Here is a 16,543-nt window from a genome sequence, read left to right on the forward strand (position 1 = left end):
GCGGCGCAGAACCACCCGCGCCCAAGATCACGCCGACCGCGTCCACCGAGAACGCGCGGGCCCCTGCTAGACCACGCCGGTCGCGTCGTACATCCAGGACATGTCGGCGTTGGCGAAGTCCTCCAGCCACGTCGGGGGAGCATGGTTGGCCAGCGCGCTCATGTCCCAGTAGTCCTTCCAGAGCGTGATCTTGCCGTTCTCGACCCGATGCACGGTGACGAACCGAAGGACCGCCGATTCGCCCGTAGCCCAATGCCATTCCTCGTGGTGCTCGTACATGGCGTCCGCGCCATCGACGACCAGCAGGCCGGTGAAGTTCTCGTAGGACGCCAGCGGCTCCAATCCGATCTTCAATCTCTTCACGATGTCCTCGGGACCCTTCGCCGCGGCCGCGGGCCCCACCGGCACGTCGAGGTAGATGCAGTCCTCGGAGATGAAGGACTTCAGCGATTCCCAGTCACGGGCGGACAGCGCGGCCCACATGCCGAGCACCGCATCCTCAACCGACACTGGACAACTCGTCTTTCGGAGTCGCGACGGCGGGGGACTGGTGCGCCGCGCGCAGGAAGCGCCCGGTCCGCTGGTTGCCGACCAGTTCGGTGGGCTCGCCGTCGAGGAACACCGGCCGTCCGCCGACCAGCACCGCCCGCACCGTCTCCCGGTTGCGGTTGACCATGCGCGAGAGCCCGCCGTACTGCTCGACGGGTTCCTCGGCGTAGGCGTCCAACCGGTCGTCGAGGCAGGCTGGGTCGACGATGGCGACGTCGGCCCGGTCACCGATCCTCAGATGTCCGGCGTCGAGCCGGTACCAGTCCGCCAGTTCACCGGTCAGCCGGTGTACCGCCTGCTCGACGGTCATGAACGGGGTGCCCGCGGCATCGGCGTCGCGGACGTGACGCAACAGCCGAAGCCCCATGTTGTAGAAGGCCATGTTCCGCAGGTGGGCACCGGCGTCGGAGAAGCCCATCTGCACCCCGGGGTCACGGGCCAGTTTCTTGAGCACCTCCGGCCGGTGGTTGGAGATCGTGGTGCGCCATCGCAGTGCCGTGCCGTGTTCGAGCACCAGGTCCAGGAACGCGTCGACGGGGTGCAGACCGCCGCGGTCGACGCCGACCTGGCCGAAGGACTTGCCCACGACGCTCGCGTCCGGACAGCCGACGATCTCGGCGTCGAAGAAGTCGCGGTGCCAGACCCGCATCCCGAACTTGCTCTCGTACTCCTTGCGGAACCGGCGACGGTACTGCTCGTCGCGCATCATCTCGTTGCGTTCGACCTCGTCGCGCAGGTGCAGCGCCGCCGCGCCCGCGCCGAACTCCTCGAAGATCACCAGGTCGATGCCGTCGGCGTACACCTCGAACGGCACGGGCAGGTGCTGCCAGCGGAAGTCGCCGCCCATGCGGTTGACCAGACGCGCGACCGGGCCCATCAGCGCGATCGCATACGGGTTGGACTTGACGTCGGCCGCCGAGAGCAGGCTCGTCTTCAGCGGGTTGCGCACGCCCCCGAGGGACTGCGCGATCTGCGACAGCAGGTTCAGCGGGTTCTCGATGTTGGGCCCGGACTGCAAGATTCGACCGGCCCTGCGCAGCAACGACTTCAGCCGGCGTTGTTCGCGAGCGCCGGCGTAGGTCGACGGCAGGGTGCGGGACCGGCAGACCTCGCCGTCGATCTTGTCGAAGAGCAACTGCATCGACGACATGCCGACGAAACCGGCTCGTAGCGCCTCGGCGAGCATGCGTTCCATCTCGGCCTGCTCGACCCGGCTTGGGCGCTCCCGTTTGCGCGTCGCACGGTCGAGGCCCATCACCGCGGTGCGCATGTCGGAGTGGCCGATGAACGCCGCCAGATTCGGTCCGAGCGGGAGACTCTCGAGCGCCTCGACGTACTCCTCGCAGGTGCGCCAGGTCTTGCGGCCGTCGACCGCGGCGATGACGTGCTCGCGGGGTATTGCCTCGACGCGGCCGAACAGGTCGCCCGCCTGAGTGCCGTCGACGTGGATGGTGGACAGCGAACAGGAGCCCAGCATGACCGTGGTCACGCCGTGGCGCAGCGACTCCGCCAGCGACGGTCCGTTCAGCACCTCGACGTCGTAGTGGGTGTGGATGTCGAGCAGACCCGGCAGCACCCACAGACCGGTCGCGTCGATCACCCGGGGGCAGCCGGCGTCGTCGAGTTCGTCGGCCGTGACCGCCACGACGTGACCGTCCCGGATGCCGAGGTTGCGGATCGCGGACGCGGCGCCGGTGCCGTCGAACCAGCGGCCGTTGCGGATGATCGTGTCGTAGGTCACTCCGTCATAGAACAGCCGTCGAGCACCGGTGTCAACGAAATCGTGAACAGATCTCTATAAATGTCTACTGCTCGGCCCAGGCGTCTGGTTGACGGCCGTCGACGTCGGTGAAGCCGTACTCGCGCGCCAGTTGCACCGAGCTGGCCGACCGCTGATTCCACCGAGCCCGATCGGGGTCGGCCGCGATGGCGGCGACGCCACGACCCACGAAGCGCGGCGTCTCCGATTCGGTGAAGGACGGCGGTGCGACGGGCCCGCCGTCGGCGCGGCACGGGTCGAGTGCGTCGCGCCAATTGGCCGCGCCCACGCCATAGTTCTCCAGCATCATCTCCGAGCGCAGCCATCCCGGGGTCACCGCGACGGCCACGGCCCCGAAGGGCGCCAGGTCGTGGCCCTGGCTGAAGGCGATCCGGTTGACCGACACCTTGGCGAGGTCGTAGAACGCCGAGAGCCGGTAGTGGTGGGCGTTGAACTCGGCCGTGCCGTCGGTGACCTCGACCAGCAGACCGCCGGGACGCGTCACCAGCAGTGGCAACAGACAGTGCGACGTGATGAGGTGCGTGTCGACGCCGAGCCGAAGGATCCGCAGCCCGTCGGCGAGGTCGTGCTCCCACAGCGGGCGATTCCACGTCGACGGGGCCCCTTGAGGATCTCCGCACCCCAGATGTCGTTGACCAGGACGTCGAGGACGCCGTAGTCGGACCGCAGACGCTCGGCCAACGCGCGCACCTGAAGCACGTCGAGGTGATCGGTCGGGATCGCGACACCGACGCCACCCAGCTCGGTGACGAGTCGCGCTGTCTCCTCGACGGTTTCGGGCCGGTCGTAGTCCGAGTGAAGGGTGACCTCCGAGCTGGTGCGCCCCGTGCACACCACCGTCGCACCCGCCTCCCCAAGCGCGGCGGCGATGCCACGACCCGCACCGCGAGTCGCCCCGGCGACCACGGCCACCCGCCCGACCAGGGCGCGGCTGCCCGCAGGGGTGATCATGACGTCGAGTATCAGCTGTCGGAGGGGTCCGTCATCGCAAGTTGGAAAATCTGCGGGCATACTCGGTTCGGTGACTCCGCTGCAGCGTTACATCGCCGAAGAGATCGCAACCGACCACGTCGAGGGACTGATGTCCCGGCGCGAGGCGTTCCGTCGACTGGCGCTGATCGGCGTCGGCGCCGCCGCAGCCTCCTCGCTGATCGCGGCCTGCAGTTCGGCGGACAAGCCCGCCGACGGCACGCCCACCGCCGAGGCTCCCGGCACCTCCAGCAGTGCCACGACCGAGAAGGCGCCGCCGCCCGGCATCGAGAACGCGCTCGAGACCGAGCCCGTGACGTGGCCGGGACCCCGCGGTGAGCTACAGGGCGCCTGGGCGGCGGCCCAGACGCCCAAGGGAGCGGTGCTGGTCATCCACGAAAACAAGGGCCTCACCGACTGGGCGCGTTCGGTCGCCGGACGCTTCGCCGGGATCGGCTACTCCAGCCTCGCGGTCGACCTGCTGTCCGGCGAGGGCGGCACCGCGAAGTTCACCGACCCGGCCGAGGCCACCGCCGCACTGAGCAAGATCTCCCCGCAGGACTTCGTCGCCGACCTGAAGTCCGGGGTCGAGGAATTGCAGCGTCGCACCCCGGGAGTGAAGGTCGCGGCCGTCGGATTCTGCATGGGCGGCGGTCTGGTCTGGCAACTCCTTGCAGCCGGCGAGCCGCAGCTTGCCGCCGCGGTCCCGTTCTACGGTCCGACGCCGGACGACGCCGACTTCAGCGGCTCCAAGGACGTGGCGGTGCTCGCGTTCTACGGCTCGAAGGACGCCCGCGTGACCGGTACCAAGGACGCTGCGCAACAGGCTCTCGACAAGGCCGGGGTGGTCAACGAACTCGTCGTCGAACAGGGCGCCGACCACGCGTTCTTCAACGACACCGGTGAGCGCTACGACCCGACGGCCGCCGCGGACGCCTGGCAACGCGTGCAGGCCTGGTTCACCAAGTACGTCGTGTAGCCGCTTGCCGGACCCGGTTTGAACACGACCCGGTCCGGGCAATCTCCCTTCCAGCGTGCGCGTCAATAACTGGTGCGCCGAATCGAAGGAGCCCGACATGAGCAACAGCACCGTCATCGCAATCGTCGTGGCCGTCGTGGTGGTCCTGTTGTTGATCCTGGGCCTGTCCTTCATGGCGCGCAGCGCGCGCGACAAGAAGCGCCGAGCCGAGGCCGACCGGATCCGCGAGGAAGCGCGCGAGGAGAGCGCGCGGGTGGAGAAGCGCGAGGCCATCGCCGCCGAGACCGAGGCCAAGGCGCGCGCCGCCGCCGCCGAAGCCGAGGCGAAGGCCGCCGAGGCCGCCCGACTCAACGACCGCGCCGCCAGTCACCGCAACGAGGCCGCATCCTCCCGCGAGGAGCTCGACTCCAAGTGGCAGCACGCCGATGAGGTAGACCCACGCCGCAAGGACGACGCCGATGCGGCCTACGCCCTCGCCGAGAAGGAGCGCGCCAAGCACGAGGGTGAGAGCGACACCGAGCTGAACCGCGTCGAGCATGACGAGTTGCAGCCCACCCAGCGCACCGAGCGGGACCCGCAGCACCGCGTCGTCAACTAGGTCGCGTTAGCGCGCCGGAGTCCACGCGACGGGCAGCCGTTTGATGCCGTGGATGAACGCCGACTGCAGCCGAGCGGGTTCCTCGACCGCCACCAGGTCGGGGATCCGCCGGTGCAGTTCCTCGAAGGCGACGGTGATCTCCCGTCGCGCAAGGTTCGCGCCCAGGCAGAAGTGGGCACCGCCCCCGCCGAATCCCACGTGGGGGTTCGGGTGGCGCCGGACGTCGAACAGGTGCGGGTTCTCGAACTTGGCGGCGTCCCGATTGGCCGACCCGTACCAGAGCGACACCTTGTCGCCCTCGGCGAGTGCCACCCCACCGAGTTCGGTCGCCTGGGTGACGGTGCGCCGCATGTAGGCCACCGGCGAGGCCCACCGCACCACTTCCTCGACGGCGGTCGGCGCGACGGAATCGTAGTCGTCCCACCACAGGTCGCGCTGCTCGGGATAGCGGCTCAGCGCCAGGACGCCGTGGCTGATGGCGTTGCGGGTGGTCTCGTTGCCCGCCACGACCAACAGGATGAAGAACGACGCCACCTCCGCGGACGTGAGTCGCTCACCGTCGAGTTCGGCCTGCACCAGGCTGGTGGTGAGGTCCTCGCCGGGCCGGGCCCGCCGGTCGTCGGCCAGCGCCGCGGCGTAGGCGCCGATGTCCATGGCCACCTTGACGAATTCGTCGAAGTCCGCGGTGATCTCGGGGTCGCCGAAACCAAGGATGACGTTCGTCCAGTGGAAGACGTTCTGATGCTCGGCCTCGGGGATGCCCATCATGTCGCAGATGATCTGCAAGGGCAGCGGTCCGGCCAGCTCGGCGACCAGATCGCAGGAGCCGTCCGGGTGGTCGGCGATCATCGCCTGCACCAGGCGGCGGGCGCGGTCGCGAACCGAATCCTCGATGCGCGCGAGCACCCTTGGGGTGAAGGCACTTCGGACGATGTTGCGCAGCCGGGTGTGCCGCGGATCGTCCATCGCGATCATCGAGCCGAAGTACTCGGCGAGCTCCGGGGACTGGTCCCCGATGACGATGCCCTGCGCGGAGCTGAAGATCTCGGGGTGCCGGCTGGCATGGAACACGTCGTCGTACCGGGTGACGGCCCAATGCCCGCGACCCTGCTCGAACCCGTCCTGGACGAACTCGGGGTGCTTGGACACCGGCGCCTCCCGACGCAGGGTGGCGAAGGCGCCCTCACGCACGTCGTCGTCGGCGGCCCAGAAGTCCCACGACCCGAGATTGACCTCGGAGAGCGCGATGTCGGGCGGCGGCGCCCCGTTGACACGTGTCGAGATACCCACGCCGCGAGCGTAGCGTCACGGCCGCGCTTCGTGCCCCGATCGGCCAGGAGTGCGGCGGCGCTCCTTCATCTGGGCCTCGAACACATGCCGGTCGCCACCGACGAGCTCGTCGCGAACCCGCCGGTCGTGGTCGCGAAACCTGCTCCAGTACTCGTCGTCGAACTCCTCGACGATTTGAAAGGTCCACCGCCCGTGCAGGACGTTGCGGCCGACCATGTCGGTCTCCAAGCGGTCGGCCACCTCGCCGTGGCCGGCCTCGCGGAGTTCGTCGCAGGCCTCGCCCAGCGTCAGGTCGGCGTGACCCATCAACTGATGGAACGAATACAGGTGGCCCCGGGCGCGCTCGACGTACTCGAGGGCCTCGGAGACCTTGCCGACCGCGGCGATGGTGTCGTCGTCGTTGACTGTCATGCGGAGCTGATACCCGGCCCATAACGCACCCAATCAACCGTTGCGTGTGGTAGCACCGTCGGGTGCGCAACCCACATGCAGGGCAACCGTTTACGTCCTCCGACGCCGAGATCGCCGAGGCGCTGCTCGACGTCAGCATCCCCACGTTGATGCTCAGCCTGGTGCACATGTCCGGGGACCCCACCCACGTCCGCGGTGCGCTGCGACCCGCCGGGCTGTTCCTCAACGAGGTGCAGGGCTACCTGTCCGAAGACGACAAGGCGGCGGCCCGCGACATTGCCCTGCGGGTGATCGGCGACTACCGCGACCGTGGCTGCCCCGAGCCCGAGCCCGTCGGCGGCGACCTCCTCAAGGAGATGATGGAGTGGCTGGTCTGCGAACCGGTGCCCGACGAGTACGTGCCGATGCTGCTCGAGGAGATGGAACTCGACGGTACCGACGGCCGGTCGGTGGGCGACGGTGCGGGGTCGGCGGCCGCGCGCGAGGAGTTCCCCGTCGTCGTCGTCGGCTGCGGAGAGTCCGGTCTGCTGGCCGGTATTCGGCTCGCGGAGGCGGGAATCCCGTTCACCATCGTCGAGAAGAACGCCGGACCCGGCGGCACCTGGTACCAGAACACCTACCCCGGGGCGCGGGTCGACGTTGGAAATCACTTCTACTGCTACAGCTTCGAGCCGACCGACCAGTGGACCCACTTCTTCGCCGAGCAACCCGAACTGCAGGCCTACTTTCAGCGCGTCATGGACGACCGCGGTGTCGGACCGCACGTCAGGTGGCGGACCGAGGTCGTCGGTGCCACCTGGGACGAGGCCGCCTCGAGGTGGACCGTTCACACCCGCGCCGCCGACGGCACGACCTCGACGCTGCACGCTCGCGCGCTCATCAGCGCCGTCGGTCAGCTCGACCGGCCCAGCATACCGGCGATCACCGGCCGGGAATCGTTCGCCGGCAACGCCTTTCACTCGGCACAGTGGGATCACTCCGTCGACCTGCGGGGGCGTCGGGTCGCGCTGATCGGCGCTGGCGCCAGCGGCTTCCAGATCGCGCCGGCCATCGCCGAGGACGTCGAACACCTCACCGTCTTCCAGCGCACGGCCCAATGGATGTTCCCCAACCCGAACTACCACGCGGCCGTCGGGCAGGGCGTGCAGTGGGCGCTACGCCATCTGCCGTTCTACGGGCGGTGGTACCGGTTCCTGCTCTTCTGGCCCGGCTGCGACAAGGGTCTCGCGGCAGCCCGCGTCGACCCCGACTACCCGGATCAAGGGCGCGCCGTCAGCGAGATCAACGAGATCACCCGGGTGATGTTCACCGAGTGGATCAAGAGTCAGATCGGCGACGATCCCGAACTCGAGGCCAAGGTCGTCCCGGACTACCCGGCGACCGGCAAGCGCACCCTGCAGGACAACGGCAGCTGGCTCAAGACGCTCACCCGCGACGACGTCGAATTGGTTCGCACACCGATCGACCACCTCGACGCCGATGCGGTGGTGACGGCCGACGGTGCGCGTCACCCCGTCGACGTCATCGTCTACGCCACCGGCTTTCGTGCCGGGGAACTGCTGTGGCCCATGACCGTCACCGGTCGCGACGGCCGTGACCTCCGGAGCCAATGGGGCGAGCGGCCGGCGGCGCACCTCGGCATCACGGTGCCGGGCTTCCCGAACTTCTTCTGCCTGTACGGGCCTGGCACCAACCTGGCCAGCGGCGGCAGCCTGATATTCCACTCGGAATGCCAAATGCGTTACATATCAGGCTGTTTGGAACATCTGATCGCGGGCGGGCATCGGTCCATGGAGCCGCGTCAGGACGTCACCGACGACTGGGTGCGGCGCAGTCAGGAGGAGATGCGCACGCTGGTGTGGGCGCACCCGAGCATCGAGCATTCGTTCTACAAGAACAGCCACGGCGAGGTGTACACCCTGAGTCCGTGGCGCCTGGTCGACTACTGGGCCTGGACGCGGGAACCCGACCCGGACGACTTCGTCTTCGGTTGAGGCGCGCCGTCCTACGCCTGCGGGTCATCGCTCGTCTCGTGCCTCGACCACGGCCCGGATCCGCTCCAGCGTCTTTCGCATGTCGCGGACGTTGCGCCGCTTGCGGAGCTGACCGCCGAACAGTCCGAACAACGTCGTCAACAAACCCTCACTCATGCGGAAGGACTCCGTGACGTCGGTGCCACCCCCGGCGGGGGTGAACCGGTAGTGCCAGTTGTTCACCGGCCGGCCGGCGACGAGCACTTCGAAGCCGAACTCCCTGCCGGGGTCGCACGCCGTCACCCGGCACGTCGTCCAGTAGACGGGACCGATCTCATTGCGCCTCACGTGCCCGCGGAACGTGGCCCCCAGCGCCGGGCCGGTCGCGCCGTCGAGCCATTCAGCCTCGAACGTCTCCGGGGAGAACTTGCCGGTGTTGCGGACGTCGGCGACGAGGTCCCACACCTTCTGCGCGGGGGCGTCCATCGCCACCGTGACCGATGCCTGCATCGCCGCACCTGCTTTCGTCGTCGTCCACTCGGGCGTGGTGTCACCATAGGCACGTGACGGACTGGAACGGTGCCGAGTACGCGACACTGAGCGGACTGCAGCGAACGATGATCACCGAGGCCATGGCCGGGTTGGACTTCCGCCCCGACGACCACGTCCTCGACATCGGTTGCGGCGACGGCTTTCTCACCGCAGCCATCGCCGCCCTCGTGCCGCGCGGCCTGGTGGTCGGCGCCGACCCGTCGCACCGGATGGTGGCCACCGCAGCCGGCTCGGCCGCCGCTGGGGACGTCGATCCCCGCTTCGTCGTCGCCGACGTCCGCGCGCTGCCCTTCGGCGAGACGTTCGACGCCGCGGTCTCGTTCAACGCGTTGCACTGGGTGCCCGAGGTTCGTCTGGCGCTAAGCCAGATCGCCGCCGTACTCAAACCCGGCGGATCCCTGCTGGTGCAGGTGGTCTGCGCCGGCACGCGACCCAGCCTGGAGGGCGTCACCACCACGTTGTCCCGCCAGCCGCGCTGGGTCAGGTGGTTCGAGGACCTCGACCCGCCGTTCGTCCACGTCGACCCCGACGGGTACGCGGCCTTGGCCGCGTCGGCCGGCCTGGTGCTCGACGACCTCGTGGCCACCGACCGCACCTGGGACTTCGGGTCGCGCGAGGCATTCCACCGGTGGTCGGCGATGGGGTCCACCGCCTGGACCGACCGCCTGCCCGCCGAGCATCGCGAACGATTCGTCACCGAGCAGGTCGACGCCTACGAGCAGGTCACCGGCACGGCCGGACTGTTCGCCTTCATGCAGATGCGGGCGCGTCTGCATCGCGGGCAGACTGGGTGAGGTGAAGATCCGATTCGGCGTGAGCCTCGGCTCGGGCCCCGCGGCCAGTCCCGCCGAACTGGCGGACCTCGTCGACCGACTCGAGACCGCCGGCGTCGACTCCCTCTGGTTCTCCGAACTGGTCTACGACGACGCCGTCGACCCCGTCGTCGGCATGGCCTACGCCCTGGCACGTACCACCAAGCTCAAGGTCGGCACCTCGGTGGCGATCCTGCCGGGTCGCCATCCGGTACTCGTCGCCAAGCAGCTCGCGTCACTGGCCGCCCTCGCCCCCAAGCGGGTACTGCCAGTCTTCGGACTGCGTTCGGCACTGCCCGCCGAGCGAGACGCGTTCGTCGTCCCCGAGGGCAAGCGCGGCGCGGTCTTCGACGAGGCGCTCGTCATGCTGAGGGCGGCACTGCAGTCCGACGGTGACGACTTCACCGGTGACTACTTCACCGCGAGATCCATGGCCGTCGGTCCCCGCGCGTCCAGACCGCTCGACGTCTGGCTGGGCGGATCGGCCCCGACGGCCTTTCGCCGCATCGGTCGGCTCGCCGACGGCTGGCTCGGCTCGTTCCTGACCCCCGAGGAGGCCCGCCGCGGTCGCGAGAGCATCGAGGCGGCCGCCGCCGAGGCGGGGCGCACCGTCGAGGCCGACCACTACGGCGTCAACGTCGCCGTCGCCGAGAACGGGCTGACCGACGACGTCGTCGCCGCGGTGCGCGCACGGCGGCCCGACGTCGAGCCCGGCGAACTGGTCGCCGACGGCTGGCCCGCCCTGCACCGGATGATCGACGGCTACGTCGACGCGGGGCTGACCAAGTTCGTCATCCGACCCACCGGCGGCGTCGGCGCCGTGGACTTCGTCGACCGCTTCGCCAGCGAACTGCTACCCCGGGAGAACTAGGACTCGTGACCCAGAACACCGACCGTTCAGTCGTCGTCGCAGGACATCTGATGGTGCACCCCGACGTCCGCGACGTGTACCTGGCCACCTGTCGCGAGGTGGTGCGGCTGGCCCGCGCGACGGCGGGGTGTCTGGACTTCGCCATCTCGGCCGACGTCCTGGATCCGGGCCGCGTCAACGTCTTCGAGCGGTGGGCCTCGCAAGCCGCCGTGGAGGAGTTCCGGGGCAGCGGACCCTCCGACGAGCAGGGCGCCGCGCTGCTGTCGGCCTCGGTGGCGGAATACGACGTCACCGAGGGCCGACTCCTCACCTGACACCGCCAGCAAACACGGCTTACGGCTTGGTGACCCGTGGCCGCCACCCGGTGAACCGATTAGAGGTCGACCTCCCGTTTCGGGTAGTCTTCGTCAGATTGCGCGGACCTACGGGGGAAGGCTCTCGAGCATGCGGAGCCGCTGACGATATTCACGAATCCAGACGCCAAAGGCTGAACCTTGCCAGACACGAAGAACGACACCCAGGGCCTAGAGCCGCACTTCGAAGACGTGCAGGCGCACTACGACCTCTCAGACGACTTCTTCCGGTTGTTCCTGGATCCCACCCAGACCTACAGCTGCGCGTACTTCGAGCGCGACGACATGACGCTCGAGGAAGCCCAGATCGCGAAGATCGACCTGTCGCTCGGCAAGCTCGGACTCGAGCCGGGCATGACGCTCCTCGACATCGGCTGCGGCTGGGGCGCGACGGTCAACCGGGCGCTGGAACGCCACGACGTCGACGTCGTCGGTCTGACGCTCAGCAAGAACCAGCAGGCGCACGTCAAGAATTTGCTGGCGAAGTCCGACAGTCCCCGGCGCAAGGACGTGCTCCTCCAGGGCTGGGAGCAGTTCCGCGAGCCGGTGGACCGCATCGTGTCGATCGGCGCGTTCGAGCACTTCGGCCGCGACCGCTACGACGACTTCTTCGAGATGGCCTACGGCGTGCTGCCCGACGACGGCGTGATGCTGCTGCACACCATCGTCAAGCCCAGCGACGAGGAATTCGCCGAGCGCAAGCTCCCGCTGACGATGACCAAGCTCAAGTTCTTCAAGTTCATCATGGACGAGATCTTCCCCGGCGGCGATCTGCCGCAGGTCGCCAAGGTCGAGGAGCACGCCACCAAGGTCGGCTTCACGGTGACCAGGGTTCAGCCGTTGCGGCTGCACTACGCCCGCACGTTGGAGATCTGGGCCGCTGCGCTCGAGGCTCGCAAGGACGAGGCCATCGCGATCCAGTCCCAAGAGGTCTACGACCGCTACATGCGCTACCTGACCGGTTGCGCTGAGCTGTTCACCGAGGGCTACACCGACATCTGCCAGTTCACGCTGGTCAAGTCCTAGGCCGACGGCGGCTAAGACGCAGGTGGCGGCCGGCGTCCGGGCGGCCCCATCTCGGCCCCGGCGGCGTCGCGCCGCCGGGCGGCCATACCCGCGAGGGCCTCGAAGACCACGCGGTGAGCGGCGTTCACCGTCAGCTCGGCGTGGTCGTAGGCGGGGGACACCTCCACCACGTCGACCCCGGCCACGTCGTGTTCGTAACAGAGCTGGCGCACCATCCGAAGCAGGTCGACGCTGGTGATGCCGCCGGGCTCCGGCGTGCCCGTACCCGGAGCGTGCGCCGGGTCGAGGACGTCGATGTCCACTGACAGGTACAGCTTGTCGGCCTTGGCGAGCGCCTCGCCGACGGCGTCGACCATCACGGCCTTGAAGCCGCGTTCCCAGATCTCCTGCATGGTGTGCCACACCATGCCTTGCTCCTGCATCCACTCGAAGGTGTCCTGCGGCGGCCAGTACCCGCGCAGTCCGACCTGCACGAAATGGGTCCCGGGGACGGCGCCGGACTCGATCAGGCGGCGCATCGGGGTGCCGTGGCTGGCCAGGTTGCCGTCGATGATGTCCGCGGTGTCGGCGTGCGCGTCGAAGTGCACGATGCCGACGTTGCCGTAACCGTGCACGTCGGCCACCGCGGTGGCCGACGGCCAGGTGATCGAATGGTCTCCGCCCAGCACGACGGGCACGATGCCGCGGGAGGCCACTGCCGCCACCCGCTCCCGGATGTTGCGGTGCGACACCTCGGTCATGCCGTGCGGGCAGAACGCGTCGCCGAAGTCGACGACCTCCAGCCAGTCGAAGATCTCCAAGCCGAGGTCCATGTGATAGGTCCCGGGTTCGTAGGCCGTGGCCCGGATCGCCCGCGGACCGAACCGTGCGCCAGGCCGGTTGGTCGTCCCGACGTCGAACGGCGCACCCACGATTGCGACGTCGGGCTGCCAGGAGTCGAGCTGCTCGACCTCGGTCAGGAAGGGCCGGTGACCGAACGTGGCGAGCCCCGAGTAGGGCAGGTCGAGTTGCTCGGCCATGCCCGGTGGGAGTTCGCGACGGGGTGCGTCGGCGTGTGAATGATCCCCGTGATCGTGACTCATGGAAGGACGGTACCCCCATCGGGTGCGTTGCGCCCTTGACCCGCAACGGAAGTGAGTGCCTCACGCACCGCGGGTGGAAGGTCGCGAGTGGTCCAGTCCTCGGTCGACACCACGACGTATACGTTGCGCCCCCGCGTCGTGGTGCCCTCGGTCCCGTCCGCCGCGCGGCGCAGCACCTCGAAGGCCAACGAGAAGCTGGTCCGCCCGGTCGACTCGCAGCGAGTCGCGACGCGGATGTCGTCGCGCCAGCGCACCGACGCCAGGTAGTCGAGTTCGGCGTGTACCAATTGCAGGTCCAGACCCCATTCCTCGAATCTGGCGATCGACGTGCGGAGGTGGTCCAAGAACGCGTTCGACGCCTCGTCGAACCAGGTCAGGTAGTGGCCGTGGAACACCACGCCCTGTTGGTCCACTTCGGCGTAGCGGGGAACGATCGGCAAGGAGAACGCGTCGGTCACATCCCACACCTTGGCAGCCGACACCTGCTGACAGACTCTTGGGCATGCACTTGGTGACCGTCGACGACATCCGGGCCGCCGCAGCACGCATCCGCGGATCGGTCGTCCGCACGCCGCTGGTGCCCGCACCGTGGGGCGACCCGGACCGCCCCCTGTGGATCAAGCCGGAGAACCTTCAGGCGATCGGCGCCTTCAAGGTGCGCGGCGCCTTCAACGCGATCGCCCACCTCGACCCCTCGGTGCGGGCCCGGGGCGTCGTCGCCTACTCCAGCGGAAACCACGCCCAGGCCGTGGCCCACGCAGCCGCCACCTTTGGCATCGCCGCGTCGATCGTCATGCCCGAGGAGACGCCCTCGGTCAAGGTCGACGCCACCCGCAGCCACGGCGCCGAGGTGGTGCTGTGCGCGGCCGGTCGACGCGAGGCGGTCGCCGAGGAGGTGGTGGCCCGCACCGGCGGGGTGTTGATCCCGCCGTTCGACCACCCCGACGTCATCGCCGGGCAGGGCACCATCGGGCTCGAGATCGTCGAGGACCTGCCCGAGGTCGCCACCGTGATCGTCCCGGTGAGCGGCGGGGGACTGGCCTCGGGCATCGGCACCGCGGTCAAGGCCCTGGCGCCCGGAGTCCGGATGATCGGCGTCGAACCCGAACTCGCCGCCGACACCGCCGCGGGTCTCGTGGCCGGGCACCGCGTGAACTGGTCGATCGAGGACCGCAACCGCACCATCGCCGACGGGCTTCGGTCTCAGCCCTCGGAGCTGACGTTCGCCCATCTGCAACGCGTGCTCGACGAGCTGATCACCGTGTCGGAGCACGACATTCGAGCTGCCGTCCGCGAAATCGCCCTGCGGGCGCACCTGGTGGCCGAACCGAGCGGGGCGACGGCGCTCGCGGCCTATCGACGCCGGGAGACCCCACCGGGGCCGACGGTGGTGGTGGTGTCCGGTGGCAACGTCGAACCCGCGCTGCTGGCCGAGATCCTGACGGGCTGACCGGTACGAGCGTACCGGTTCTACCAGGACAGCACGAGGGGGCAGGACACCTCGCACCCGTCCCGCATGGCGTGCGCCCACGCGTCCTGCTCCGCGGCGGCCGTCAGCAGCCTGCGCCGACCCGACCAACCACACGAGCACGTCGCGGTGGAGTCCAGCCGGCCTGGACGGTGCACCGACGCCACGCCGACCTCGACCAGTGTTCCAGGTGCCGTCATCGCGCCTCCTTCGCCGATCGTCGCGGCAGTCAATCCATTCCGACGACGCACCCCATCATCGCGCCGCCGTGGCATGGTTTCGGCCAACGACAGGTCACGACTCGGCCAAGGCGGCTGGGCGTGCCCCTAGTGCACGCCCTCCATGAGCGAACTGATCCACCGGCTCAACCCGAACACGACCAGACCGACGACGATCGCGACGGCGCCCAGGATCCCGAAGTACGCGAATTCCCTTGCGGGGTCGTAGTAACCGGCCAGGACGCCCGACATCGACGTACCCAGGCCCACGGAGAAGAAGTACAGCGCCATCATCTGCGCGCGAAATGCCTTGGGAGCCAACTTCGTCGTGACCGACAGACCGATGGGAGAGAGCATCAGCTCCGAGACCGCGAACACCGCCAGGATGGCGGCCACCAGCAGTGCCGGGACCGCCTTGCCCGTCGTCCCCGCCATCGGCAGGAACAGCAGGAACGCCACGCCCATTCCGACGACGCCGTAGGCGAACTTGCGCGGCGTGGTGGGGGCCCGGTTGCCGAGCCTGGTCCACAGCGCGGCGAACACGGGGGACAGCACGATCACCCATACCGGCTCGATCGACCCGATCCAGTTCGACGGCGCCGTCCACCCGAACACCGTCCAGTCCATCCGCTCGTCGGAGTACACCGCGAGCACGGTGAAGATCTGCTGGAACAGCGACCAGAACACCGCGTTGGCCACGAACAGCGGGATGAACGCCCGGACGCGGGTGCGCTCCACCGCGTCGACCTTCGGGCTGCGCAGCATCACCACGAAGTAGACGACCGCGGCGACGACGATCACGCCGGTGGTCACCTGCGAGAGGTTCTCCAGCCGCACCAAGCCCCACGCCAGCGCCGCCGCGACCACCGCGACCACGACGACCACCGCCCCGACGTAGACCTTGATCTGGTCGTGCGGCAACGGGTTTGGCACCTCGCGGCCGTGCGTGCCCAGATTGCGCCGGAAGACGACGTACTGGCCCAGACCCAGCGCCATGCCGACCGCCGCGGCGCCGAAGCCCCAGTGGAAGCCGACACTGGTCTGCAGCAGACCGGTGATCAGCGGCCCGACGAACGCCCCAAGGTTGATGCCGAGATAGAACAGCGTGAACCCGCCGTCCGAGCGCGGGTCGCCCTCGTCGTAGAGGGTGCCCAGCAGCGAGGAGGCGTTCGCCTTGAGCGCGCCGGACCCGAGGGCGACCAGGAACAGTCCGGCGCCCACGCCCGCCAGCCCCGGCAGGACGGCCAGCGCGATGTGCCCGAGCATGACGACGACGCCGCCGTAGAACACCGTGCGCTCCATGCCCAGGACCCGGTCGGCGATCCAGCCGCCGAGCACGGTCGAGAGGTACACCAGCCCGCCGTACGCGCCGACGATCCCCGTGGCGGTGCTCTGGGGAAGCGCCAGGCCGCCGTCGGTGACCGAGTAGTACAGGTAGTAGCCGAGGATGGTCAGCATTCCGTAGAAGGAGAAGCGCTCCCACAACTCGACGCCGAACAGGTTCACCAGCCCGATGGGGTGACCGAACACGGTCCGGGCTGGCCTCTGATCCTCGATCCGTCCTTCCGTCATGGGGTCACCCTGCCACGCGCCGGTCGAGGACAACGGGTAA

17 protein-coding genes and 1 pseudogene are annotated in these 16,543 nt (G+C 68.8%); 8 read left to right on the forward strand and 10 right to left on the reverse strand.

Translation table 11 applies throughout. The features are described from left to right. Positions 1 to 66 precede the first annotated feature (66 nt). From ABZ195_RS25440 to ABZ195_RS25450, 3 genes and pseudogenes are all read right to left on the reverse strand, one after another. Positions 67 to 510, reverse strand: coding sequence for a nuclear transport factor 2 family protein (locus ABZ195_RS25440; protein ID WP_355222671.1), 444 nt, complete (start codon positions 508 to 510; stop codon positions 67 to 69). Next, positions 500 to 2,290 (reverse strand): amidohydrolase family protein, encoded by a 1,791-nt coding sequence (locus tag ABZ195_RS25445; protein ID WP_355222672.1) that lies wholly within the window; start codon positions 2,288 to 2,290, stop codon positions 500 to 502. Before ABZ195_RS25445 ends, ABZ195_RS25440 begins: the two co-directional genes overlap by 11 nt. Positions 2,291 to 2,354: 64 nt before the next feature. Beyond that, positions 2,355 to 3,280 (reverse strand): annotated as a pseudogene (locus ABZ195_RS25450) (SDR family oxidoreductase). A 70-nt stretch (positions 3,281 to 3,350) separates the two neighbouring features. On the opposite strand from ABZ195_RS25450, the gene ABZ195_RS25455 reads away from it, so the two are divergent. Next, positions 3,351 to 4,277, forward strand: a complete 927-nt coding sequence (locus ABZ195_RS25455; protein ID WP_355222674.1) for a dienelactone hydrolase family protein — start codon at positions 3,351 to 3,353, stop codon at positions 4,275 to 4,277. Positions 4,278 to 4,374: 97 nt separating this feature from the next. Then, positions 4,375 to 4,875, forward strand: a complete 501-nt coding sequence (locus ABZ195_RS25460) for a hypothetical protein (RefSeq protein ID WP_355222675.1) — start codon at positions 4,375 to 4,377, stop codon at positions 4,873 to 4,875. A gap of 6 nt (positions 4,876 to 4,881) precedes the next feature. Here the strand turns inward: ABZ195_RS25460 and ABZ195_RS25465 are convergent, their stop codons facing one another. Together ABZ195_RS25465 and ABZ195_RS25470 are read right to left on the reverse strand one after the other, a co-directional pair. Beyond that, positions 4,882 to 6,165, reverse strand: a complete 1,284-nt coding sequence (locus ABZ195_RS25465; protein ID WP_355222676.1) for a cytochrome P450 — start codon at positions 6,163 to 6,165, stop codon at positions 4,882 to 4,884. A gap of 15 nt (positions 6,166 to 6,180) precedes the next feature. Continuing rightward, positions 6,181 to 6,576: a hypothetical protein gene (locus ABZ195_RS25470; protein ID WP_355222677.1), complete on the reverse strand. Its 396-nt coding sequence runs from the start codon at positions 6,574 to 6,576 to the stop codon at positions 6,181 to 6,183. A gap of 62 nt (positions 6,577 to 6,638) precedes the next feature. On the opposite strand from ABZ195_RS25470, the gene ABZ195_RS25475 reads away from it, so the two are divergent. Continuing rightward, on the forward strand, positions 6,639 to 8,570 hold the full coding sequence (locus ABZ195_RS25475; protein ID WP_355222678.1) for an NAD(P)/FAD-dependent oxidoreductase: 1,932 nt from the start codon (positions 6,639 to 6,641) through the stop codon (positions 8,568 to 8,570). A gap of 24 nt (positions 8,571 to 8,594) precedes the next feature. Here ABZ195_RS25475 and ABZ195_RS25480 read toward each other — a convergent pair whose 3' ends face one another. Beyond that, positions 8,595 to 9,059 carry an SRPBCC family protein gene (locus tag ABZ195_RS25480; RefSeq protein ID WP_355222679.1) on the reverse strand — a complete coding sequence of 155 codons (465 nt, stop codon included), beginning with the start codon at positions 9,057 to 9,059 and terminating at the stop codon, positions 8,595 to 8,597. A 53-nt stretch (positions 9,060 to 9,112) separates the two neighbouring features. Here ABZ195_RS25480 and ABZ195_RS25485 point away from each other — a divergent pair, with 53 nt between their 5' ends. From ABZ195_RS25485 to ABZ195_RS25500, 4 genes are all read left to right on the forward strand, one after another. Next, positions 9,113 to 9,895 (forward strand): methyltransferase domain-containing protein, encoded by a 783-nt coding sequence (locus ABZ195_RS25485; protein WP_355222680.1) that lies wholly within the window; start codon positions 9,113 to 9,115, stop codon positions 9,893 to 9,895. Between the two features lies 1 nt (position 9,896). Beyond that, positions 9,897 to 10,784 (forward strand): TIGR03854 family LLM class F420-dependent oxidoreductase, encoded by an 888-nt coding sequence (locus ABZ195_RS25490; RefSeq protein ID WP_355222681.1) that lies wholly within the window; start codon positions 9,897 to 9,899, stop codon positions 10,782 to 10,784. Between the two features lie 5 nt (positions 10,785 to 10,789). After that, entirely contained in the window at positions 10,790 to 11,098 is a 309-nt protein-coding gene (locus ABZ195_RS25495) for an antibiotic biosynthesis monooxygenase family protein (RefSeq protein WP_355222682.1), read from the forward strand. Between the two features lie 180 nt (positions 11,099 to 11,278). Further along, entirely contained in the window at positions 11,279 to 12,163 is an 885-nt protein-coding gene (locus ABZ195_RS25500; protein ID WP_355222683.1) for a cyclopropane mycolic acid synthase family methyltransferase, read from the forward strand. Positions 12,164 to 12,174: 11 nt separating this feature from the next. On the opposite strand, the gene speB is transcribed toward ABZ195_RS25500, so the two are convergent. Both speB and ABZ195_RS25510 read right to left on the reverse strand, forming a co-directional pair. Next, positions 12,175 to 13,182, reverse strand: a complete 1,008-nt coding sequence (gene speB / locus ABZ195_RS25505; RefSeq protein ID WP_355222760.1) for an agmatinase — start codon at positions 13,180 to 13,182, stop codon at positions 12,175 to 12,177. A 59-nt stretch (positions 13,183 to 13,241) separates the two neighbouring features. Next, positions 13,242 to 13,703 carry a thioesterase family protein gene (locus tag ABZ195_RS25510; RefSeq protein ID WP_355222684.1) on the reverse strand — a complete coding sequence of 154 codons (462 nt, stop codon included), beginning with the start codon at positions 13,701 to 13,703 and terminating at the stop codon, positions 13,242 to 13,244. A 44-nt stretch (positions 13,704 to 13,747) separates the two neighbouring features. Here ABZ195_RS25510 and ABZ195_RS25515 point away from each other — a divergent pair, with 44 nt between their 5' ends. Further along, positions 13,748 to 14,695 carry a threonine/serine dehydratase gene (locus ABZ195_RS25515; protein WP_355222685.1) on the forward strand — a complete coding sequence of 316 codons (948 nt, stop codon included), beginning with the start codon at positions 13,748 to 13,750 and terminating at the stop codon, positions 14,693 to 14,695. A 20-nt stretch (positions 14,696 to 14,715) separates the two neighbouring features. Here the strand turns inward: ABZ195_RS25515 and ABZ195_RS25520 are convergent, their stop codons facing one another. Together ABZ195_RS25520 and ABZ195_RS25525 are read right to left on the reverse strand one after the other, a co-directional pair. Continuing rightward, a complete protein-coding gene (locus tag ABZ195_RS25520) occupies positions 14,716 to 14,913 on the reverse strand; it encodes a hypothetical protein (RefSeq protein ID WP_355222686.1) in 198 nt (65 codons plus the stop codon). Between the two features lie 126 nt (positions 14,914 to 15,039). After that, entirely contained in the window at positions 15,040 to 16,503 is a 1,464-nt protein-coding gene (locus tag ABZ195_RS25525) for an oligopeptide:H+ symporter (RefSeq protein WP_355222687.1), read from the reverse strand. Positions 16,504 to 16,543: the final 40 nt, after the last annotated feature.

It is taken from the genome of Mycobacterium sp. NPDC006124 (assembly GCF_040614235.1).
In the GTDB taxonomy this organism is placed as follows: Bacteria; Actinomycetota; Actinomycetes; order Mycobacteriales; family Mycobacteriaceae; genus Mycobacterium.